The 23,610-nt window shown below is 38.1% G+C and carries 20 protein-coding genes and 1 pseudogene; all 21 read right to left on the reverse strand.

Features of this window, described 5'->3' with window-relative positions; all coding sequences use genetic code 11:
- Positions 1–107: 107 nt before the first annotated feature.
- The 21 genes and pseudogenes from EHLA_RS07660 to ltrA all read right to left on the reverse strand — a co-directional run bounded on the left by EHLA_RS07660 (position 108) and on the right by ltrA (position 23,560).
- Positions 108–539 carry a hypothetical protein gene (locus EHLA_RS07660; RefSeq protein WP_096240099.1) on the reverse strand — a complete coding sequence of 144 codons (432 nt, stop codon included), beginning with the start codon at positions 537–539 and terminating at the stop codon, positions 108–110.
- A gap of 351 nt (positions 540–890) precedes the next feature.
- Entirely contained in the window at positions 891–1,865 is a 975-nt protein-coding gene (locus EHLA_RS07670) for a DNA cytosine methyltransferase (protein ID WP_096240101.1), read from the reverse strand.
- A 98-nt stretch (positions 1,866–1,963) separates the two neighbouring features.
- On the reverse strand, positions 1,964–2,620 hold the full coding sequence (locus EHLA_RS16500) for a hypothetical protein (protein ID WP_197702348.1): 657 nt from the start codon (positions 2,618–2,620) through the stop codon (positions 1,964–1,966).
- Positions 2,590–3,576, reverse strand: a complete 987-nt coding sequence (locus EHLA_RS16505; RefSeq protein ID WP_197702349.1) for a hypothetical protein — start codon at positions 3,574–3,576, stop codon at positions 2,590–2,592. Before EHLA_RS16505 ends, EHLA_RS16500 begins: the two co-directional genes overlap by 31 nt.
- Positions 3,577–3,597: 21 nt before the next feature.
- Entirely contained in the window at positions 3,598–6,354 is a 2,757-nt protein-coding gene (locus tag EHLA_RS07680) for a DNA-directed RNA polymerase subunit alpha C-terminal domain-containing protein (RefSeq protein ID WP_096240103.1), read from the reverse strand.
- Between the two features lie 2 nt (positions 6,355–6,356).
- Positions 6,357–7,094, reverse strand: a complete 738-nt coding sequence (locus EHLA_RS07685) for a DUF6339 family protein (protein ID WP_123864849.1) — start codon at positions 7,092–7,094, stop codon at positions 6,357–6,359.
- On the reverse strand, positions 7,078–7,944 hold the full coding sequence (locus EHLA_RS07690; RefSeq protein ID WP_096240107.1) for a hypothetical protein: 867 nt from the start codon (positions 7,942–7,944) through the stop codon (positions 7,078–7,080). The genes EHLA_RS07685 and EHLA_RS07690 overlap by 17 nt, the downstream gene beginning before the upstream one ends.
- A complete protein-coding gene (locus EHLA_RS07695; RefSeq protein WP_096240109.1) occupies positions 7,928–9,796 on the reverse strand; it encodes a hypothetical protein in 1,869 nt (622 codons plus the stop codon). The genes EHLA_RS07690 and EHLA_RS07695 overlap by 17 nt, the downstream gene beginning before the upstream one ends.
- Positions 9,797–9,832: 36 nt before the next feature.
- On the reverse strand, positions 9,833–10,048 hold the full coding sequence (locus EHLA_RS07700) for a hypothetical protein (protein ID WP_096240111.1): 216 nt from the start codon (positions 10,046–10,048) through the stop codon (positions 9,833–9,835).
- 507 nt (positions 10,049–10,555) lie between these two features.
- Positions 10,556–10,831, reverse strand: a complete 276-nt coding sequence (locus EHLA_RS07705; protein ID WP_096240113.1) for a molecular chaperone — start codon at positions 10,829–10,831, stop codon at positions 10,556–10,558.
- Positions 10,832–10,834: 3 nt separating this feature from the next.
- The gene (locus EHLA_RS07710; protein WP_096240115.1) at positions 10,835–11,719 is read right to left on the reverse strand and encodes a YodL domain-containing protein; all 885 of its coding nucleotides are present in this window, start codon (positions 11,717–11,719) and stop codon (positions 10,835–10,837) included.
- Positions 11,709–11,969: a transposon-transfer assisting family protein gene (locus EHLA_RS07715; protein WP_096240118.1), complete on the reverse strand. Its 261-nt coding sequence runs from the start codon at positions 11,967–11,969 to the stop codon at positions 11,709–11,711. The genes EHLA_RS07710 and EHLA_RS07715 overlap by 11 nt, the downstream gene beginning before the upstream one ends.
- Positions 11,966–13,987: a YodL domain-containing protein gene (locus tag EHLA_RS07720; protein ID WP_096240120.1), complete on the reverse strand. Its 2,022-nt coding sequence runs from the start codon at positions 13,985–13,987 to the stop codon at positions 11,966–11,968. The genes EHLA_RS07715 and EHLA_RS07720 overlap by 4 nt, the downstream gene beginning before the upstream one ends.
- Before the next feature lie 81 nt (positions 13,988–14,068).
- Positions 14,069–15,118 carry a DUF5688 family protein gene (locus tag EHLA_RS07725; RefSeq protein WP_096240122.1) on the reverse strand — a complete coding sequence of 350 codons (1,050 nt, stop codon included), beginning with the start codon at positions 15,116–15,118 and terminating at the stop codon, positions 14,069–14,071.
- 28 nt (positions 15,119–15,146) lie between these two features.
- Positions 15,147–17,258, reverse strand: coding sequence for a DNA topoisomerase 3 (locus EHLA_RS07730; protein WP_096240124.1), 2,112 nt, complete (start codon positions 17,256–17,258; stop codon positions 15,147–15,149).
- 72 nt (positions 17,259–17,330) lie between these two features.
- Entirely contained in the window at positions 17,331–18,071 is a 741-nt protein-coding gene (locus EHLA_RS07735; protein WP_096240127.1) for a CD1107 family mobile element protein, read from the reverse strand.
- Complete coding sequence (locus EHLA_RS07740; RefSeq protein ID WP_005334805.1) at positions 18,046–18,354, reverse strand: DUF4315 family protein; 309 nt, start codon at positions 18,352–18,354, stop codon at positions 18,046–18,048. The genes EHLA_RS07735 and EHLA_RS07740 overlap by 26 nt, the downstream gene beginning before the upstream one ends.
- A 26-nt stretch (positions 18,355–18,380) precedes the next feature.
- Positions 18,381–20,624: a CD1108 family mobile element protein gene (locus EHLA_RS07745; RefSeq protein WP_096240129.1), complete on the reverse strand. Its 2,244-nt coding sequence runs from the start codon at positions 20,622–20,624 to the stop codon at positions 18,381–18,383.
- Between the two features lie 51 nt (positions 20,625–20,675).
- Positions 20,676–21,134 (reverse strand): hypothetical protein, encoded by a 459-nt coding sequence (locus EHLA_RS07750; RefSeq protein ID WP_055183032.1) that lies wholly within the window; start codon positions 21,132–21,134, stop codon positions 20,676–20,678.
- Positions 21,121–21,537 (reverse strand): annotated as a pseudogene (locus tag EHLA_RS07755) (VirB4-like conjugal transfer ATPase); the annotation flags it as partial. The pseudogene EHLA_RS07755 and the gene EHLA_RS07750, both read right to left, overlap by 14 nt.
- Positions 21,538–21,631: 94 nt before the next feature.
- On the reverse strand, positions 21,632–23,560 hold the full coding sequence (gene ltrA, locus EHLA_RS07760; protein ID WP_242970684.1) for a group II intron reverse transcriptase/maturase: 1,929 nt from the start codon (positions 23,558–23,560) through the stop codon (positions 21,632–21,634).
- Positions 23,561–23,610: the final 50 nt, after the last annotated feature.

A 23,610-nucleotide genomic window follows, 5' to 3' on the forward strand; every position in this document is an offset into this window, starting at 1 on the left:
AACGGATTTTCCGTTGCCTCGCTTTTATCATTTTGAGGGTAATTGAAAATATCCTCCTGTGTTGAGCAATCCTCTTTTTCTGCGCTTTATCTGCATATCTATATATTTCATTTTATTTCTGTTCCATCGATAAAAAGCACATATTTATCCGGATTATGAACAATATCATAATCTTTTCCATATTCAATCGGTCTAAATTCTATCTGCATAATGGATTTTCCATTTTCGATATCTTCTTTCCAAGAATATACGGTCATATCAAGGCTGGTTGCATATCCATGATCTGTAGAAAATTTTATTGAATGAAATGAATTCTCTTTGTACATTTTTAAAAGCAGTCTTGCAAATGCTTCTTTTTTATCAGAAATGTTTTTTCTGTTAGCAACTACTGTAAGATTCTCATCTCTATTCATAGAAAAACTGCCAACTACATCTGGCTCACCTTCTTTATACTTTAATAAGCTTTTCCCAATTATCATTCCAACAATAATCGAAAAAACGATAGCAACAAATACAAGTGTTATATTTTTTTTATTCATTTTATTAAGTTCCTTAGAGTTATATATAAGTCTTTAGAACTACTATATCATATTATTTCACGTTAAACCAAATAAAAAAAGAAGAGCAATAAGCCCTTCCATCTTCTTATTCACGTATTTATTCCACCAATGCTCTCACTGCATTGATAATTCTCTGTTGCTTTTCTTTCGGTAGTTTCTCTATCATTTCAGATAATTCATTCGTAACACCAGTAACCGAATGTGTCACAACATCAATCAATATAAACTAGAAGACGGCAGACACCACTCAACTAAGTGTGGTACTGTCACATCTATCACATCTTGATGTTACAGCATCTGGATGCTTGGTATCTGCCGTCTGAAGTCCCCCTAGTCTTTTGTAACTTTTGCAATTTCCTCAGCTATTCTTGAAATAACAGAAACGCAAACAGAATTACCTGCTTGTTTATATAATCTTGCGTCGCTCATATCGCTAGGCAGAATATAGTTTTCGGGAAAGCCCTGAGTATTAAAGCATTCTCGTGGAGTCATTTTTCGAATACCATGTTTCGTCTTAATTAGACAAACATTATGACCTCCTTCACCTTGGTTCGCAGTAAGGGTAGGAACAACACCGGATTGATTTTTGCGAACATATTTCCGTCTCCATTGATAGATGGCTGGATGAAGAGGATCGTCATCACGCATCGCTTCAACTAAAGCATCATATATTTCTCCCTTATACTTTCCAGGCGTATAATAATACTTTTCATCAATCTTTGTTTCAAAATCAATAAGATCTTTTACGGTTGATGTTAATGGAATTGATAATGGCCATTGAAATCTTTCGAAATCTCGTTCTTCTCTAAATGCAACAATATAGATTCGCTCTCTGTTTTGAGCTACATTACCGTAGTTCATTGCATTTAATACATGATAAGTGTATTTATATCCTAGTAAATCTAACTGCTCACATATCACTCTGAATGTGTTTCCATTGTCATGACCAACTAGATTCTTTACATTCTCAAAGAATGCAAATCTTGGTTTTTTATCTTCTAATATTCTTGTTAATTCAAAGAATAATTCTCCTCTACCTTTTTCATCTTCAAAACCTTTTCTATATCCAGCAATGGAGAATGCCTGGCAAGGAAATCCTGCTAGCATAATATCAAAATCAGGTATTTCTTCACTTTTTACTTCATGAATATCTCTAATATCCACTTTAATATCGTAATTTAATTCAAATGTCTTTGCTGGATATGAATCAAATTCATTTGCATATATTGTTTTAAAGTCACCTGTACTTTCAAATCCATAATCAATTCCACCAACTCCAGCAAAAAAGGATGCACATTTAAACATTTCATCACTCCTCAAATAGTTTTTATGTGTATAGTATATCATAATCGCGGCGCGCTGCAATTTATTATTTTAAAATAGAAGATGGCAAAATGCCATCTCTATTTTCTCGGAATAAATCCTTTTGGCGGATTTTCTTCATCAATCCAAATAAATTCCATATGAATATCGTCGGAACCTTTGTATTTCGTAAATCGAAGTCCATTGATATTTAGTTCATATAATCGTTTGGATGTAAGAGGTTCATACTCATCTAGCTGAAATATTCCGCGAAGAATCCATTCCCCTAAATAAGTTTGTTTTTCAGTCGATTCAATTGCTTTTCCATTGTCTTGTGTTATATATACTGGCAGGACATCCCCTGATGGTTCAAAGACCAAATTAAAGCAACGTTGCTCTTTGGGTAAAGCTAATTTATTGGTTCCTGGTTTCAACGTTCCAAATCCTGGTCCAAAAAAATCAGGATGTTCTTTATGAAATTGTGCTGAATCTGGAATCGGAATATACATTTCATCCATTGGACGATATAACGACTTATAAAGATCTTTCTCCAAATCAAATATACCGGTAGCCTTGGCAATTTTAACTAAGTATTCCCTCAATCTAACCTTCTGTGCTTTTTCATCAACAGATGATGCAGGCTCAAGCAGAAATGTCGTCATTCCTTGTTTGATTTCAAATAAAACTTTTGAATCAATCTGATCCTCATATTCAGAGCAAATTTTACTTATTCGCTTTTCACGCTGATCTTTTCCCATCTTGGATCCTGTGCCAAAAAACTATTAAAGCCTGAGAATAATTCTGTTTCTTGATTTTTATTCCAGATAGTCCAACAGTATGTATCTTCTACCTCCAATTCTTCGACATCATCTTCAATCTCTAATATGTTAGAATTGTCATCTAAGTCTGGTGACTTAGGATAAACCATATCCGCAATTTTTCCAAAAATAGCATGTGCATCATCGGCGTATTTTACATTCCACTCATCACATACGATATTTCTGTTATCAAAATTCATATGCAATTGACTATCTGCAGAGGTATATTTGTACACATGCTTTCCATCTGTAAAGAAAAAATTTGTAGGATTCTTTTTGCCCGTACACCCCAATATAGAAAGATTTTCAAGATTGATTTTGTCATACGAAGTTTCACCAACATATATTTTTGCGTCTTCATTTCTACTTGAAGGCATCAAAACATGATAAACAGAGTGTACATGAGTATCATCTTCACCCGCTTTAAATCCTTTAATATTTGCACGAGAGGAATCGATTCTTGCATTTCGTATTTTTGCAATACGACGGGCCAACTTCATATATAGAACTTCATTTAATGAATCAACAGTAGCCTTATCTTCAGCATCATTCGCATGTCTTTTTATTTCATCAATAATATCAGACCACTCATCATGTTTAGCTTTAAACTGTGCAACCTTTTGATCACCTGATGATATTCCAAAAGTTTTTATTCCGACCAGATATTTTTCACCATTATGTTCTAAAGAAGCGTCATATGATGTGTTACCAATATCTTCTGCATAAGCATTAAAGGCTCTCTGAAATGCAGTTTCTTGAAATTTTGAATTGATAATAGGTGCAGCTTCTTCTACGTTATCGGTTACTTTTTGTGCAAACATTTCTGTCAAACTGGCAAAGGCCAATATCAGACGCTTATATTCATTTTTTTTGGAACTAGGTAAGTCCTCCCACATAATCGTTTCACCCCATTTACTTTAAATGATAGTACAATAGAATTCTCCATCTTTTCTAATATATTCAGAGTTGGTCAATTCATTTGGAATAGCCATTCGAGCAAGATTATTTACAACTAAAAATGACAAAAATTGACTTTCTGACATCTTATGATTACCGGTTTCAGTCATTCTTTTTGCTACTATTTGGGCATAAGAATTAATATTCTCTTCTTTACGAACAACAATACCTCTCTGATAACGTCTATCTTTCATTATTGGTTGAATCACTTCATAATCAGAAAGCTCTTTCTTGATTACTGTTTCAAGTATGAATTCATTCCATGGATATTCCCAATCAGGGAACCCCTCTAAATCAATGTTTATCAACGAAAGAACTCCATTTTCTATTTTATCCGCAATCAAAGAATTCAACTCTGAAACAGTTGACTCTGAAACGACCAGTAATTCATTTTTGATGTATTCATCTATCGATAATCTAGCATAATCCTCTTCAATATCAACAAGAACGGCACTTGCTGTTACTCGAGACCATTTCATTTTATCACACAATGAAATATACTGTTGATATGTAAATCGGTCAGGATAGTTCATTAAATACATCACGACATTCTTTGTTGACAAAAGGTTAATACGATTTTTTTTGCTTATATGAGGTCGTTTAAAGTCCATTGTCGAATCAAACATTTTCGCAACTATATAATGCAAATTCATCTCTGATGAAATATGATTCTTTTCAAGAAAATCAGGACATCTGTCTAGAGTTTTTTCGTATAGTAAACCATCACTTGCGTATCCATTGTTTTCTTCAAATAATTCACAAAGGCAATTATTAAGAACTAATAAATCTTCTTCTGTGATATCAAGTATTCCTGTACATGAATAATAATTATATTCCCACTGTAACAATCTAGAATCATTAACAAACGGCATAATAAGCATAATATTGCTAAATCCTCTAAACTCTTGGAATAATTCTTTTTTACTAACAGGTCGACCCATCCTACAGATGAAGGCATAAATTCGATCTGCAATGCTATCAGCATGCTCATCTTTTACACCATTTTTCAACAAATAGTCTCTATTATATTCATATGAATCAGGATATCTCATTGCAAGTACACCATGAAGATAATTGTAGTTATCTATACCGCACATGAAATTTAGGGCACCTTCAAAATTTGAGTAAATTTCATTATAAAAAACCTTATTTGTATCAGATTCATCTATGAAATTCTTTATCTCTGATAAGAGATCCTCATCAAGCGTAACATTTTCCTGTGGAATATACATCCCACGGCCTCTTAAAATCAGCCCATTACGAATCAGTGTAGAGCTTAAAGCTCTGTCACTTGCTGGAACCGACAAGCCTTTATATTTCTCACTTATGATTCTTCTCAATGTAATAAGATCTTCAGATTGTTCAGATTCACTTTGAGATAGTTTAATTCCATCTATGAATTTTGTTCGGATTATGTGCATACACGCTTGAGCATAGCTAGCTTTTCCTTTTACGACAAAATCACCATAGAAGGTATAATTGTTCTTCTTAAGAAGATTAGTAATGGAATTCTTGTCTAAATAATCTAACTTTGTTTCCGCAAGAGCAGTTTCAAGATCCTCTCTATTTTCACTTAAATCAGTTCCATCCGCAACGAAATCCTTAAGCAGTTCTAAAAGTTTTTCCTCAACAGAATATTCTTGATTCCTATCAACAAACATATCGGCAAAATCAAGATACTCAAACTCGTCACATGATTTAGAAACATACAATAAAATCTGATCATATTCGTCATCATCAAAAATATCCAAAATATCTTGAACACCAATACAATTATTAGAACCTTTTAAAATAAATAAAAGTTCTCTCACAAAAGGTAAGATACCTTTCATGTATTTTCTTTCAATTTGTCTAACTCTTTCTCTGGTAATAGAACTCTCTTGTGGCCCCGGATTATCTGCAATTTCTTGAAGTGTTTCACCTCTTGCTCTTCTAAGAAATATCTTGTACTCTCTGGATAATCTAGAATTGTCCAAAACATACTTTAGTAAAGACATTAAATCTTGTTCCAGTAACGTTGCTACCGCTGTCAACCGATCTATGTACCTTTTACCAACAATCATAGATAATTCTTTTGTCGATAAATTTCGTAATCCTTGGCAACATTTAATATTACTATCTATAAAACTTGATACTATTTTTTTTGAAAGCCCTAATTCGACTAATGCATCTACGCTTAAGAAATCTACATCCAAGGACATATTTTCAAATATACGTTTTTCCAAATCTGTATATTCTTTATTTACAATATCCTGGGAAGAATTATGTCCATCAATACCTAATTTTTCTATTAATGCTTCTGTTTCCTGAACTGTCTTCGCACCTATATTTTTCAAATCCGAAATACTATTGTTTTCCAAAAATGAAATCAGCCCGTTAAGCGTGTGAATATTTGCTCTTCTAAAAGCATTTTTTGCACGAACACTTAAACCAATCTCATCAATCATAATATCCGGAGAATCAATTTCCTCAGATTCTTCAATGAGATCAGCTTCAGTAACTTCGTATTCATCATCGAGTTCAATATTTTTTGTGGAAGAGTGTTCAATATTCATATTTTTCTCGATGGTACTTGTAAGTTCAGTAGAAACAGCCTCATTAAGAACTTCCGACACCTCATTATTTGTGTTGTCTTCTACCACTACAGGAGTAAGACAATATGGACATATATCAAATTTTTCAACACTAAATTCGCTTCCACAGACACTACAAATCATTTCTATTCCCCTACCAATTCAGCAATCTTTTTGTATACTTTATCGTATACCTCCTTGTACGATAACATATCTAAGAGATATGTTCCTGCTAATAGATTAACATATTTTGCTACTTCACGAATTATTTCACGATTATCTGCTTTTCTATTTTTAAGTAGATCAAACAAAGCAGTTAATGTAGCTTTTTGAACAATCGGATTATTAAATGTACTACGACCACATATAGTTTCTATAAAATCCTGATGATTACATAAAAATTTTGTCAATTCAAATGGATCTGTACGTTTTTCATCATAAGTAATACGACCTATCCACCATAATCTTGCCATACCATTTCTAAATAAAGAACGATTTCGTGAGTAATTAAAGAAATATCTATTTAACATATCTTGAGAAGAATTTGCTTTCCATCGATATTTCATATAATCCAGTTGTTCCTGCAGGGTATAAGCCAACCATATTCTTTCATCAGATGCTTGCGAATCCGACAGTGCTTTCATGTGAGTATATACACGCTGTGCATTTTCCGCGTCTGTTAATGGCTCTTTTCCAGAAGGCTGTCCCATTTCTAAAACAAAATCTTCTATTTCAAACGCAGTTTCTTTTAGTTCTCCCGCATTACCCAAGAACGCTTCCAAAGTCTTTTCACCAGTGAACACCACTTCTTTATACAATGATTCAGAATTTTTCTTGAGCATTTCAATGCTATCTTCCGTTAGAAATTTAATCTTCTTCATCATTATCACCTCTTAAATAATTGACAGCTTTAGGAATTGGGCTATCCAGCAATTTTTGTGCAAAATCAAAAGGATCCATATTCGCTAAGCATTCTTCGTCAAATTTTACATTCATTTTTTCTGCAGCTTTTCGTAAACTTCTATACCATCTATAATCTTCATAGTCATATAAATGTGTTCGTGAATCCTTTACCTCTGTCAATGCATATACTAAAGACGGAATAATAAGCATTGAGTGCATTACCGGCTGAATATCAAGACTACTACTCATATTTGAATAAATGGAAAATGTTTCTTGCGGGATGACAACAACTATTTTATTTCCACTTATATCAACTTTTATATTAGTTATAGTTTCATCTCTACTTGGTACAATTGAAAAAATAGATGCTGTGTTCGCAAGGTCATCTCGAATCTTGTTAATTCTAAGATTTACCTGATTTCCAACGGCCATAATGCAACCTTTTTCAATATCAAATCGGAAGCCACGAAAATCGGAAGAAAATAATTTGTTTGAATACTTATTAATATCCTTATTTGCTACCAAAAATGAACATATTTGAACAAGCCCGTTTACATCGCCATCTCTTAAAATAAATTCTTTTTCAGATTCATTTGTCAGTACAACTTTTCTAAAACAAGTTTGTGTACATTCAATATGATGCGCATATAAAACATCTTCCGTTTTTACCATATCTTCAAGCTCTGGATTAATTAATGTGGCTTTCAATTTGAGTTTTATATTATATCCATCCAGCGTTTGCTCAACACTTGATGTGAAGAAACTATTTTCGTAAAAAAAAGTATCTTCTGAAATAACAGGATATGTGAAATATTTACTTCGAAGTTGCATATGCACTCACCTCCATTGCACACATCTCAAAATAATCAAGCTCGACTTTAAGACGAATTGTCTGGTCTTTTACAAATTCAATTCCACTAATTATATTTTCTGTTAATGTCACTTGATTTCCCCCGATTACAGTCACGCCTTTTATTGGAGCTTTATAATTTTGAGTTTCTGCAGATAAATATACTTCAATTGATCCATTTGATATGCTTTCATTAGGAACAATCATAAACATATATTGCCCTTTGTTTTTATCTACACATACTGGAATAAATTTTTTTAGTGATACCATTTTTCTAATAGGCCTTGGTTCATCACCACCTTCTTCTAAATGAGCAGGTTGCGGATCATGTGGCTTTGGATCGTAGGTGTGACCACCTGGATGGAACCATTCTTCTTCATTTCCACCTGGTTCCATATGTCCACCAGAATCTTCTCCTTCTTCAGATTTGATATTTCCAGGTTCTTGTCCAGATTTAGTCTTTTTTAATGCGATATTCACTTCGACCTCAACAACCTTATCACTCACAACTTCTTCTTTTACCTGGTCTTTGGAATCATCCGATATATCTGGTAAAAATGTTCCAACGCCAACAGCATCCATTTCTTCTCCGCCACCTGTGGAGATTATTTTTTCTATTTCATCTTTGATAAATCTATTGAGTGATTTCAGCAATTCTTTGGCTGCTATGGGATTTTTTGCTCTATCTGGTTGCCAAAGAGTATGCTCCGGATTTTCCATTACTCTCAACTTCTCATTTATCTTATCCCCTTCGATAAACATAATTCCAACACATGGTGCATGACCAGGCAAATGATCTTTATCCATTATTTTCATTCCTGTTTGTCGAATCATTGCAATCCTTCTCGGAGCTTCAGGATCTCCAACAAGAATTCCTAATCTAACAAGACCAAGTCCCAAAAAATCTTCTTCAATCCACTTTGTTTCGGATGACATAAGAACGGAATAATACTTTTCTGTATAGTCTGTGAGATCATCTTTATAAATCTCAATTAAATCTTGTAAAGTGTTTTTTGATACCTCTTTATCGCCCACTTGAATTGTAAGCTTTTCGTTCCAAATTGCTCCCAAGAATCCATCAAGAATAGAAACTATAATATCTTTTTGCCAATCTCCATTTGCAAATTTATATCCAGCTATATAAATATCTGTTCCATAGTTTCCAGTAGATCTGTTAAAACCTGGCTCTAAAAACAACTGCTCTCTTACAGGAGTATTTTTCTCATTGCCAAAATATCCAATACCTTGTGTTGTTTCATCATCATCCCTTCTAAATGTAACTAATCGTGATACACCTTGATATGCAACTTCTTCATCTTCGTTATATGTACTATAAAACACGGTTGAAAAATCAGAACATGCAAAAGGAGCAAATTTTCCAATTCCATATGAACCTCCTGCGGTACCTTTTTTATCAGAGGCACCGGATGACTTGGTTAAATTAGTCCAGTTTGTATTTATCTCTCCCGTGGTACCGGTAAGTCCAATTGTATTAAAATCACTTATTCGTAAAAAAGAACAGTTTTCCTTTTGTGAAACATCGATTGCATTGGTATAAAATTCCTTCGTGGTTATTGCTTTTTGTGTGCCCCAGAAATCTAAGCATCTTCTAAATGCATCTTTTAGTACATTCATTCCTGGAACATTTTGTGTAGGTATTGAGAATACATTAAATTCTACTTTGACCGTTTTATCTCTTGTTGCATCCAATGAATTCTGACAAATCTCCCTCGCCAGAGATTTTAAGGGTGTACCCCTGAATGTAGCAACACCAGAATCATTTATCCCTTTATTTTCACCATGATCGTTTGATGGAAATCTCCACTGAATCATATAACTCCTCCTAAACACGTTGTGCACGCATACACTCTATAACTTGAATTTTTTAGTACCACCAGCAACATTATATTTATGCTCTAAATCGGAAACTGCACTTTTTAATGTTCTTATTATTTTATTCAAGTCTTCTTGAGTATACTCATAATTGTTTGAATTTGATAAATTGCCCATTAAGTCAATACCTTTTAAAATATTATCCATTCTTTTTTCTGCTAATCTAATAAATTTGTCTCTTTTAGACTCCATAAAAGTCTCCTCCACGAATACATTTCCGAAATATTTTGTATATATGTCGTTCTAAGATTACTACATTTTATAAATATAGTCAATATATTGTGGAAATATAGTAAGAAAAACTTTTTATTTAGTAGTACAGGACTCCTATTTTCCAAAAACACCAGATAAGTAGAAGGCTTTTTGCATAGATCCTTTTCGTGATAACTAGAGCAAATTTCGCCTTGAGAATCTTTCATAAGTCACACTCCTTCGAAGCTACACTTTCTATATTCTAAGAAATACGGCCCAATCTTTTAATTCTTCCACCAGCGACATATATTCAGGAAATTGATTTATAAAGGGCTGTAATGTTTTTTGACTTTTTCTCTTTCTGTCTTTGTGGTATCTATTATAAAAAAGCACAAAATAAGGCCCAAAAGGGCACTTTCCCTTTTGAGCCTATACACTTTATCATCTAACGTATTTTGCTTTCATTTTTCCATGTCTACACATAGCATTTTTCTCTTAAATCGCGTCCTATGAAGGTTCTTTCATCTTGCTGATATCCTTTGCCTGCATTTTTCTTGAAGTGCTATATGGCGGAACCAGTTTTAAAGATAATCTTCCCTTTTTGATCATATACGTTTCACTTCCATCCTCCGAAGATTCTTTCAACCAGCAATCATCCGGATACTTCTCAGCAAAGACTCGTAACCGTTTCTGCAAGCTCTGGTTGAAGGTATACACATCATAGAATCCGTCATCTTCATTGGTCAGAATAATCGTTTCTTTTTCACACTTTAACCTTCGCATATTCTATCCCCGCTTTCTTTCCATTTCCTGATCTAGGTACTTTGGTATCGGCTTTCCGGACCGGCGAGCAATGGCAATCTGTTTCTGATGCAGTCGTTTGATTACGGACCTTCGTTTCTTAGGTTTATTATTTTGTTGATTTTGGGACGTCTGTTTGTTGTTGCGTGCATCAGAAATTTTTTCCAGGTTCTTCTTCTGATTATTCACCAGACCGTCCACCATATCATAGTTAGCTTCTGTACCAGATTCTCTGCTTCGTTCATAAGTGCCGTTCTGGTAGAATTTCTGGTAATGTTCCAGACGGATTTTACCATCTTGTTTTAGCTGTTCGACCGGATTTAGCGGTACCTGCTGTTGGATGTAATCATGAATCTTTTGTTTTGTCTTTTCATCGAATTTCTTACATTCTTCGACAACCATTTTTCCATAGGCATCCAGGATAACACCCTGGGCCTGATTTCGGTATACCTGATGTTCCATCAAATAAAACTGTTTTCCATCAATAATGATGGTGTCTGTTGCAATCCAGTTCCCCTTTTTCCCATCAATCTGATAATTCTCAGTTTCCATAGTGATCAGTGCACCGGATGTGTTGATACGAATAAATCCAGCCAGATACTGTGGATAGTTCTCATCTACATAGTAGCAGCTGATTTCTCCATTCTTGTTCAATACGAGCACGTCACTGACTTCGCATTGATTTTTCGTCCGTTTCCAGATGTCAGCGACTTTTTCATTTTCCTGCATTTCATGAATCGAGATTAATCGGTAATTTTCGACAGTAATCGACACATTATGCTGTCTTGCCTCTTGATATGGCAGATGCCACAGTGCTTTTCCTGCTGTCTGCTGATCTACTCGGTAGACTGCAAATTGATTAAGCTTCATAGGCATCGTCCTCCAAGTTATTCAGATAATAATTCAGATCCAGAGAATAGTAGTATTTGTCTTCGATCTGCTGTAATTTTCCAACTGTAGAATTGATGATCTCAATCATTTCATCATTCTCAGTATCACTTTCTTCCTGTTCCAAAACTTCCAAAGCTTCTTTCAGTGTTTGGATTGTTTCTTCCTTTGTGTGCTGCTGGAAGATAGCAGTAATAGTCAGTTCGTTTTCTTCCAGGTTTACATTTCTCATAGGCTCATTTCCCCCCTTTTCTTTTTCGGTATTGGTTTCATCTGTATATTCAGCTCCTTCTCGTTTTTTTCTTCGCTTATATTTTTTTCGTTATCCACTTTCTTATTGGATTTCAGAGGATTTTCCACATTTAGATGTCTTTCTTCCAAGTACTTTTCCACACGACTGATTGCATTTTGCACATAAGAATTTTCTCTAAATCCAGGAATCGAATTCAAAAATTCTTTCTGTATTTTTCCTTCAATCATCAGACTCTGCATTCCTTCATAATCACTTCCGTCTTTCAGATCAAAGCCAACACATTTCAGTCCATGCATACGTTCTGATGGGATTTTCTCATAAGCTTCCAAGGCTTCCGGTAATGTCAGGTCATAATGTACTTCACCCATTACAGGAAATTCAGCACATTCAGCCGCATAAAAGCTGATACATGTAAGATCATTTTCATAATCCACATTTTCTATTTCCGGGACAATATCGAGTATTTTTTCTCTTTGTGCTGCAAACTCTGGAAGTTCTGCAAATCCAAATCGATCCACGTAATATGCCTGCATATCCCCACCACGGTTTGTAATGATAACATCACTGACCGACATAGAATGTGCTTTATAATCTGCCGGTGGATTATCGTTGAATACGGCATACAAATCATCCAGCTTTTCATTTTCATGTAATCTGCCAGAATAGACACACTTATAATTTGCTGCATCGATTGTAATGCCATCTTCTTTGACCATTGCCATATTCATAAATAAATGTTGTTTTCCCGGTGTGTCTTCATCCACATGATAAATCGCATAGCGGTCACCATTACCTCTGAACATTTCTTCCTCTAGGGTATAATCATACTTAAATGGGTACATAGCCCGATCAACTCTCTCCGAAATATCCGTCCCTTCTGTAATCGTGTCTTCCAGCCAGTTTTGGATATCTCCCCATGATTCAAACTGTAGATAGCCGGCAATTTCATGCGTCCCATCCGGCGCCAGTACAATATGTCCCGGTTCGCTTTCCCGATAATCATAGTGGTATCCGGCTGCTTCCAGTGTATCTACCAGAATTCCGTATTTTTCATGTAATTCTGTTTTCTGTTTTTCTTCAAGACTGATTTCCAGTTCTTCTGTCAGCTGATCAATCATTTCACCAGCTGTCTTGCGGATCACATCCATAGATGCTTTCATTTCCTTCATTTCCCGGCTGCTACTCCAACCTGCAATGTAAGGAAAACTATAATCCGATGTATCCAAACCAAAGGAAGAGCACACACAGTAAGCAACGGATTCAGCCTCGACCTCTTTTGTCAATCGGTCTTTTTCTACACCAAGGCTTTCCATGATTTCCCTGTCATGCAATTTTGCATGGGCTGTTTCATGAATAGCAGTCTTTAAGGTCTGGCTTTCACTGAGTCCTTTTTTGATCACAATTTCCTTATCTGCATTGTGATAATATCCATTGGCATTGCCATCGATCTCATCAAATCGTATCGGTACTGGGGATATTTTCTGAATAGCCTGCATGAAAGAATCAAAATCCTGTACAGCTACAGTCAATAATTCCGGTGCTAGTGTCTGGATTGGTTCCCCGGATGTCTGAGCAATATCAAATACCGTAACTGCTTTAAAATGTGGAACCGTAACTTCCACTTTTTCAGTCTTAGGTTTTCCATCGGTTCCCATGATTGGTCGCTGATTTTCATCCAGAACCTCTTTTTCCTTCATTTTCTTATATGGTGCTGGTGCGATGATCGTAATTCCTTTTTCACCTTTCATGACCTGTCTACCCATGGACTGCCAGTTTTTGTAGCTGGTAACAAGTGTGGCATCCGGTCGCTGCATGGCGATCAGCATTGTATTATTAAAGGAATAATTGTGAAACTTTGCCATGGTTTTAAGAAATTCCTGATAGCGGTTACTTGTAAAAAGTTCTTCCACACCGGATTCCAGTGACTGCATAATGCTGTCCATATCTTTTCCCTGGACCGGCAGTGGAATTGTAGTAGTTTTATTTTGTTCTGTCATAATACTCCTTTCCAAAAATGCCCCACGACATTGTGCTTATGCCGCAGGGCTTTTTATTAGTTGATGAGATGATTTTTTTTATTAGAGTTCCATATCGTGCTTCTTTGTTTTCGGTTTCTGATCTGGCTGTTCTTTTCCTGTTTTCTCTGTTTTTGCAGCCTGTGCTTCTTTTTCTTTCTGACGTTCTGTGAATCTGTCAGCTTTTTCAAAGACGTGATCCTTTGTATCAAAGTGATAGACATCATTGGTAAGGCGTTCTGCAGGTGCTACCTGAGTCTCATTAACTTCTGTGACCATCATCCTTAATTCATCTGCACTGACTTCTCCATTATCCGGAAGAACCAACATTTCATGGATTGATGACGGGAGAATAAAGTAATCCTGTCCAAGAATTTCTCCCAGATTGTCCATCACTTCCGGATAAAAGAGAGCACCGGCACCATCGATTCTCTGCTGATTTGTCACTACAAAAAAGGATGGCATCTGTGTGGATTCTCTAATAGATTCCTGTAGCATTTCTCTTTCTTCCGGTGACATCATGAACAGATCTTTCTCGACCAATTCCTCCATTATTGCACCCATAGAAGATACTTCAGGTGCCATAATACGCGGAGAACTCTTCATTGCATCTTCGTGAAGCTGTTCTGCTGTAATGCCGTATTGTTTGAGCAAATCATTTTTGATGAGCATAGAACTCAATCCTTCCTCATCCATGCTGACGGCCACATGATAGGTGATCGCAAGATCTTCCTTTAACTGATGCGGAACATTCGCAAGCATATCTTTATTTCTCTCTGCCGATGATACACGGATAAACAGGTTATCTTTTGCAATGTCATAATCCAAGATGGATTTGAGATTCACCTGGATCGGTGCTTCCACAACGACATCTGCGATTCTTCTGTATACGCTTTCCATCGTTACTCCCGGCTGATCCTGATAAGCTTTATAGAGCTGATTCATATTGATGGTCGGAGTGATCGTTTCGTCTTCCTTTTTCACCATCAGGCCCTTATAAGTAGTGTTTAATTTCTGGTAATCCATAACGGATACCTCGGCATTCTCATAATCCTTTGGTAAAAAGAGTCTGATATTGTCCTTTACTTCATTTACAAATTCATTAAAATTCATTCTTCGTTTCCTCCTCTAATCTGTTTTCTTATTTCTTTTTGCTTTTGTTTTTTGGTTTCTTTTTGGGAAAGGATAAAGAAAAATTCACCTTTCCGGTTTCATCTGTATCCATATGGAGATCTGCATCAAAGTACATATTTTTCTTTCTGGAATACAGGTCTTTCACATGCACACTTCCGTTTTTCAGAAGTTCTGCAGCCATCTTTTTATCCATGGTTTTTTCCATGCTCTGCAGATAGCGGTTATCTTTCCAGAGCGCAAAGTGACAATCATGGTTGCTGCAATAGAAGTTGGGTTTGCTTTCATATACCAGGCTTCCACATACCGGACATGTTCCAATGCTTTCTCTGGTCTGAAATCTTCTTGTTTCTTCTTCGGAAATCGCATCGCATCCATTCAGCATCATGGTCAGCATGTTTTTGATCCCAGTCATAAACTGTTCCGGTGCAATCTCTCCATGCTCCATCAAGAGCAGCTGATTTTCCCATTCTGCAGTCATACTTGCAGATTTCAGAAAGTCTGGCAGGATCTCCACAAGGACTTTTCCATCATCTGTTGGAAGAATCTTTTTTCCTTTTCGGGTAGCATATTGGGAATAGATCAGTTTCTCGATGATACCGGCTCTTGTTGCCGGAGTTCCTAATCCTTTCTTTTCCGTATCTTCATCGAATTCCTTATTTCCAGCTGTTTCCATTGCCGCAAGGAGAGTATCTTCGCTGTATGGTTTTGGTGGCGATGTAAAATGTTCTGTCTTTTCTGCAGCTACAGCATAGAAAGTCTGTCCCTGGGTTACTTTCGGCATTCTCTCTTTCATTTCCTGATCCGGATCTACGATTGCCATGCGATCCTTATTTTTGAAGCAGTTTTCAAAGAGTTTCCATCCATCCTGCAGGACGGTTTTTCCTTTTGCTTTGAAGATTTCTCCCTGGCATTCCACTTCAATCTCTGTCTCCTGGTAAATGTGATCCTTACTCATTGCCATGACTGTATGGACTGCGATTAGAAACAGGATCTTTTCTTCCCAGGATTTCAGTTCACCCAGATGACAGGATGCAAGCTCCATCGTTGGGATGATTGCATGGTGATCTGTCACTTTACTGTTATTCATGACTTTCTTCACATCTGGCTGCTCCGGCTGATCAAACGGACCTGTCAGTTGATATTTCTCATAAATCTGACGAACCACATTTCTTGCGGTCTGTTCCATATCTTCGGTCAGATACTGGCTGTCCGTTCTTGGATAAGTGATCAGTTTCTTTTCGTACAGGCTCTGGGCGGTATCCAGTGTCTGTTTGGCTGTCATTCCGTAGATACGGTTTGCTTCTCTCTGCAGTGTGGTCAGATCATAAAGCTTTGGTGCTTTTACTTTCTTTTCTGTTTCTTTTACTGCGCTGATACTAGCTTCACTTCCCTGGCATCTGCTTCTTAACTGTTCTGCCTTATCCGGATCAAAGATTTTTGGCTTTATAGCCGGAATTCCATCACAATCCAGTTCCACATTGAAATACTTTTCTTTCTGGAAATTGCTGATCTGTCCGGCACGTTCCACCAACATGGCAAGTGTCGGTGTCTGAACCCTTCCAACTGTCAGCTTTTTGAAGTACTTTGTGGTGTAAGCTCTTGTTGCATTCATTCCTACCAGCCAGTCAGCCTGAGAACGGCATACAGCAGCTTCGGCCAGATGTCGGTATTCCTCCGCGGATCTCAGATGCTGCATTCCATCAAGGATTGCGGAATCTTCCAGAGAACTGATCCATAATCGTTTCACCGGCTTTTTACTTCCAGACAAGTCATAGACATGTTTGAAGATCAATTCTCCTTCACGTCCGGCATCACAGGCATTTACGACGTATTCAATTTCCGGACTATTAAGCAGTCTTTTTAAGATATAGAACTGATCTTTCTTATCTTCTGAGACTGTAACTTTCCAGTCTTTCGGGATGATCGGGAGATCTTCATATCTCCACTGACTAAATTTTTCATCGTAGAAATCCGGTGAAACATATTCTGCCAGATGTCCGAAACACCAGCTGACCATACAGTCGGTTCCTCTTAAATATCCGTCTTCTCGTTCCTGTGCTCCAATCACCTCTGCGATTGCTCTTGATACACTTGGTTTTTCTGCAATTACTAAATACATGATGTATTACCTCCTTCACATATACAAAAGGAGAGACTGCATTTTACAGGCTCTCCGTTAAAAAAATTTTATTTATTTTTCTGAATCCTCAAAATCTTCTGGCTCGTCATCCAGTTCTTCATCATCTTCTACAGTCTCTAAGTCCCCTGTTTCTAAGCCTTCCGGCTGATCATCCTCTTCTTCTTCCTTCTTTGGCTTATAGATTTTGAAGTAGTAGTATGCTGCCACACCGCCGAGTGCCAGGATCAGGATAGTTGCCATTGCACCCATATTAGATTTTGCAGATGATGTTTTCTCAAGATCAACAGTAGCTTCCTTGTCTACATCCTCATTATTTGTTTCATCCAGCACTACCTTTGATTTATCTGGCTGTGGTGTTACGACAGTAGCAGTGCTGTCTTTATCCAGAAATTCGGACAGATCATTCTCATCAATCTGGGATAACATATAGACATTCTGTGATGTGGCACTACGGTCGATCACGATATAAAAAGTGTTGTTATTCTTCGTTGTAACCGTAAGAAATTCCTTTGTGGAATCATCGGTAATGTCATCCTTGACTTCACCATTGCCAGGTGTCGTAAATGCAGTTCCCTTGTCTGTTCCATCTTCCGGCAGCACCTCGTTTGTGTTTGTCGCCTCGTCCTTTTTCTCTTCTTTGTCTGTTGACTGTTCCGTCTGAGTTGTCTCTACTTTGGATGCCTCTGCCGATTCATCCACATAGGCAAATGCTGTGGTTGATGCTGTAAAAAGCATCATGACTCCCAACAGCAGTCCTGCTATTTTCTTATTCATTTTCTTCCATTTCACCATTCTGATATTCCTCCTTATTTTCTTCTGTGAATACAAAGGAGCCTGAACCTTCATCGTCAGACTCCCTGCTTACCTGAAATTTAACTTTTCCACTCTGGATACCATCCAAAAGATCATATAACTGATCATTATCCATCTTCATACCACGGATGCACCTGATCATCTCATTGTCCTCTTCCTGCTTTAATGCAGCCTGGACACCCCTAAGATATTGCTGCAGATCCGCGATCTTTTTCTCTGTCTTGGCAATTTCATCCAGATATTTTTTAATCTTTTTATTCAAACTTTCACCTCCCTTCAATCACCCATTTATGGCAGTCTTCCAAAGCACATGAAGTGTTGCTGCCAGTAGGATGTGCTGATATTTGAGTAATGGATCGGATCCCCACAATGGATCATCATATTGTTACCGACATAGATACCCACATGGCTTGCACCAGATGTGTTATACGTTCCCTGAAAGAAGATCAGATCTCCTGGTTTTGCTTCTCCCGGTGATACATAAGTACATACGCCTCTTAATCCATCCGCGGTCAATCGTCCATAGTTCCAGCCATTACCACAGTGGTTAATGACATAAGATACGAAACCTGAGCAGTCAAATCCCGACGGAGAGTAGCCACCCCATACATAAGGCACTCCCAGATATTTTTCTGCTTCCCGGATCATTCGGGCAAATTCTTCATCCTGCAGTGCTTCCGGTGGAATCTCATAGCTCATTCCATTACCGCCTGATCCACTGGTCACATTGTTTACATCCCACAGATAATTTCTGTTTCCATATGTCGTATTTAATGCATTATAGATGATCAGCTGCTCCGCATTCAGATTGGCTCTTGCCACAGCGTCAAAGCTTCCATTTGTCAGTGTCACATATAGAATCTTCTTAGTGCTTGTACTGGTAACCGTTACTTCCTGACTGCCATTGTCATCTGCGATATAGGCTTCCCAGGTCTGATGTCCATGAGCAGAAGCGGCAGCATGGTTATCATAGTAAACGTCAAACTGCACACCATATCGTGCAAAGGCTCCGGTATCCTCAACTGTGTATTCCACACCATTCATTACTACCTTAGTGCCAATCGGCACAAATGGATTGGAAGCATCTACAGCAATGGTATGGTTTGCAGTTGGATATGCACCACTGGCAGTTGGTCCGCCTGACCATACACCACAGCAGATTCGACAATTACAATATCCGCTTGTCACTACCTGTCCTAATGATTCTCCGACTCGAACATTTCTGGTTTCTGTCACCGTTTCTGTTCGACCTTCTGTATTCAGATGATATTGTGCTTCAAAAAGAGCTTGCAGTTCATTTTCAACATCTGAGTACGTCCAGTCCCCATATTTTGCAGTAAGATACGAGATAAGATGGTATGGATTATGACCAATCTCAGCAATGTTGTACTGATACTCGTCATAATTTGGATGTCTTCGTTCCATCTCATTGATCTGTTGGTTCAAGGCACTTTCCAAAGCAGCATATTGATTTTCGGCAGCATAGATATCCTCGTCTGAACTTGGATACGTTGTGATACCGATCACAGATCCAGCACCCTCGATAGAAGCACTGCAGCTCCCCAGAGATACCGCTATGACTAGAAAAAGAAGCGCAAAAATACCGATGCCTGCGAACATGGCACGATTACGCTTTATGATCTCTTTCAAGGCAATCTTTGCTTTTACCGTCATGTTCTCGACACCGGCAATGGTTGTTGCTCCACCCAGACTGCCAGCGGATTTTCCGGCTTTGGCTGCCCGGTATGCATCCTTATATCGTTTTTTCTGGAAGAAGCGGTTATAGAAATGTCTCTTTTGCTCAGCATTCTTTACCGATTCTGCATGTTTGACTCCTTCCATACTTTCTGCAGAACCAAATTTCAATTTCTTTTCTACGGTAGCCTCACGATATCCTCTGCGATGGGTTTTCACATCCGTTCGTTTGCTCCGGATCTGAGCATGACGCAGACCACGTAACGCAGCTTCTGTTTCACGCTCTGCAAGTCGGGCACTTTCCACACCTGCATTTTCATCTGTTTCTTCCTCTTCGGAAGTGACTGCTTTCATGCCAGATATAGCAGCTTGTGTGGCAATGTACTTCCCGGCTGTCCCTCCCGGTTTCATGCCAGCACCTTTCACCATCTGATTTCCTTCATCATCAAAGGATAATCTTCCTGCTTTTGCCTGTTCTTTGGTCATCTGTTTTTGCAGCTGCTTCTTCCGAATGGATTTCTTTTGGCTGTTCAGATTGTTATCATCATCTGGGATTTTTTCATGACGATGCAGTTTCTTTCGATATCCGGATACTTTTTCTTCCGGTGTGACTTCAACTGTATCCTCAACAGCTTCCTGCTGGACAGAAGATTTCCGGATCTTTTCCATTTGCAGTCGTTTACCTTTTCCTGATTTTGAATCTTCGCCCTCAGTCTTTTTTCGTTCCCGTTCCGGAACAAATTCTTCTTTATTTTCCGGTCGCCCCCGGCTCCTGTGACTGATATCTTTTACACTACCATCACGGAGGTTTTCTTCTGTCAAACCCTCCCTGGTCATCTTTGCGACCTTTTTATCCTTGCCTTTAAATTCTTTTCCAGCTATAGGTCATCACCTCCTGGCACAACTTTTCTTTCTGTACTCATTCAGTTCCTGGCGTCCTATAATCGGGATACCAGGATAACCATCTGCCTGTGTCCTGATTGCTGGAGAGCTCGCCTGGATATGAAATACCCAGTTCAATTCACTCGGATCTCTCGGCCAGAAACCATTGATCAGCATAGCTTCCTTAAACTGATTATTGTACAGATGAATCTGGGTACGTTTATACAAAACTTCTTTCAGATCATCACTGGTAAGATGTGGATAGATCTTCTGTGCCGGATAAAAGTTCCAGAATACCCAATCAAGGATAATGTTCTGTGTTTCCAGCGGAAGTTCATACAGATGATGATCATCATTGACTGTATGAACACGGTATCCAGGCTGTGCATTTTCCAGATTTTTCATCTGAATGTAAGGATTATCCTGATTCCACTGCCTGATTCGGATCTTATCAATTTCCTTCATGCTTTTCCGCCTCCATTTCTTTCTCTCGTTTTTCAACTTCTTCCGGTTTTGTAGTCATCAAACTGTACAGCTTCAAGTTCTTATCGAACTTGTCCTTAAATGGAATAATTGTTGTTCCATAGAAAAGAAGTCCTTCTCCTTCCCCGGAATTCGTCACATAAGACAACTGATACGGGGAAATATTCAGCTGTTTTGCAAGGATCTGTCTGTCACCTGCAGCCTGGTTCAGCATCAGGATAAAATCACTGTTCTCAAAGATATTTTCAATTTCCCTGCTGGCAAGAAGATCTTTGATATTCTGTGTGATTCCAGTCGGTACGCCTCCCCATTTTCTGAATCTCTTCCAGATTTCTACGGAATAAGCTGCTGTCTGTTCTTCTTTGAGCAGAAATCTCGATAGGTCAGACGCTTTCACGCCTTTCGCCCCGAGCCACACCGTGCAAGCAACTTTCATTGCACACGGCGTTCCATGGGATAAGTCTTTATTGCTAATACAGTCACTTCAAAGTCTGGTTAATTGTTATAAGGTTAATTGCTTCCAATCCTGCTTTAGCTCTCCATTTGTTGAGCTTTGCAATCTTGGCAGGTCCCCTACAATCGAATAAATCGATGAGGGACTTGATGATTTTCACGTCATTAGAATAGATAAGGCTCTTTATATCTTTGTGTACGATTCTGAGGTTTGCATATTCATCCGTACCACCTTGGCTTGGTGGATTAAGATATATGCATTCCACATCTTCAAACGCAAGAGACACCTTTGAGAGTTCACACTTACCCTTTGATGCCACAAATCTTGATAGGCGGTTGTCACAGAATTCGATACTATGATTCGTGTCGTTATCTCTACTCAACTTCAACAGCGTTTCTCCATATTCAGATTTAGCAAGCATGCGGTGAATACGTTCACGTCCCTGTGGGGTGTAACGATTGGTGTCCACTCGGTAGAACATTGGATTTTGCGTCCTACAGTATGCTACAGGAACGACAATCATACCATTGATATATCTAACCTGTTTGGACTCCCCATATTTCTGATAGAAATATTCGTCCATCGCACCTTTCAATGTCGGCGGTTTTTCCTTGGAGAGGTCAGCCCGACTATTCAGTCTCGTCTTCATGGTTATGTCAATCGACGGGAACAGTCTGTGAACATCTGAATTTATCATAGTAGCCATGTTATAGTACTGATGCATACCTACGACTGCTTGGTTGTATCTGATGAGGTCATCGTGCTGTGATTGTTCACTCTCGTGAGATTTACAGGCCTGCGCCATGGCATTTTTCAGCTTCACTCGTTGAGAATTGATGGCTTTGTCAGTCATATGAGACTTGATAGACCATTTCTTTCCCTTCTTGTAAAGTTTAAATTTTATGCCTAAGAAGTCGCTATAGCCTTTGGTAAGATTCGTAATTCGTGACTTATCTGGAGATGTTTCCAGCTTTAGTCTGTCCATTAGCCATTGCTCGACCGCATGCTTTAGCTTGGAAGCATCAGAATACGACCTGCAAAATATCTTAAAATCATCCGCATATCTCACTATGTGGCACTCTTTCAATCTGGACTGTCGCAACTTCTTGTACAGATTCCCTTTATTCGGAGTACCATTTTTATTCATATAAATATCGCTTTTCAGAGGATGCTTTGCAGGCATTTCCTCCCATTGACTGGCTATCCACCAATCAAGCTCATTCAGCACAATATTTGCCAGTAAGGGACTAAGTACACCGCCCTGTGGCGTGCCTTTGTCGGGTACCGTTCTAACCCCATTTTCTTCAATTGGAGCTTTTAGCATTTTTCCAATTAAGGAAATCAGCCTTTTATCACGTATTCCCATCGTCCATATCTGTTTTAGTAGCTTTCCATGGTCGACATTATCAAAAAATCCCTTGATATCTACATCAACTACATAGTGGAATCCGTCCACCTGCGCCAGTTTGTAACACACGGCAACGGCATTCTTAGTGCTACGATTCGGTCTGAAACCATAACTGTGCCGATAAAACTTGGCTTCGCATATAGGCTCCATGACCTGCAACACGCTTTGTTGTACAATCCTATCTAATACCGTAGGGATTCCTAATGGTCGCATTTTCCCATTTGGCTTTGGGATATATACCCTTCTCACCGCTTTAGGCTGATAGTTAAGAATTTTGTCCCTAACACATTGAACCAATGCTTCCTCTGACATCTCAGCTAAGTCCTTAAAGGTCTTACCGTCGACACCAGGTGTGCTGCTTCCTTTGTTTGATTTGAGATTGCGGTATGCCATTTTGATATTGGCATCTGAACCGATAATACTTATCAGATTCGTGAAAATCTTTTCGCTCGCACTATCCGCATATAATGCGTCCTGTACTTCGACCATGCCGTAGTACTCAGCATATCGGATAGCACTTTTCTTTAACAATTCCTTTCTTTGCATAGTCAACATCACCTCACTCTCGCAAGACTTGTTTCTCTTAGTCATACTCG

Source organism: Anaerobutyricum hallii (assembly GCF_900209925.1).
Taxonomy (GTDB): Bacteria; Bacillota; Clostridia; order Lachnospirales; family Lachnospiraceae; genus Anaerobutyricum; species Anaerobutyricum soehngenii.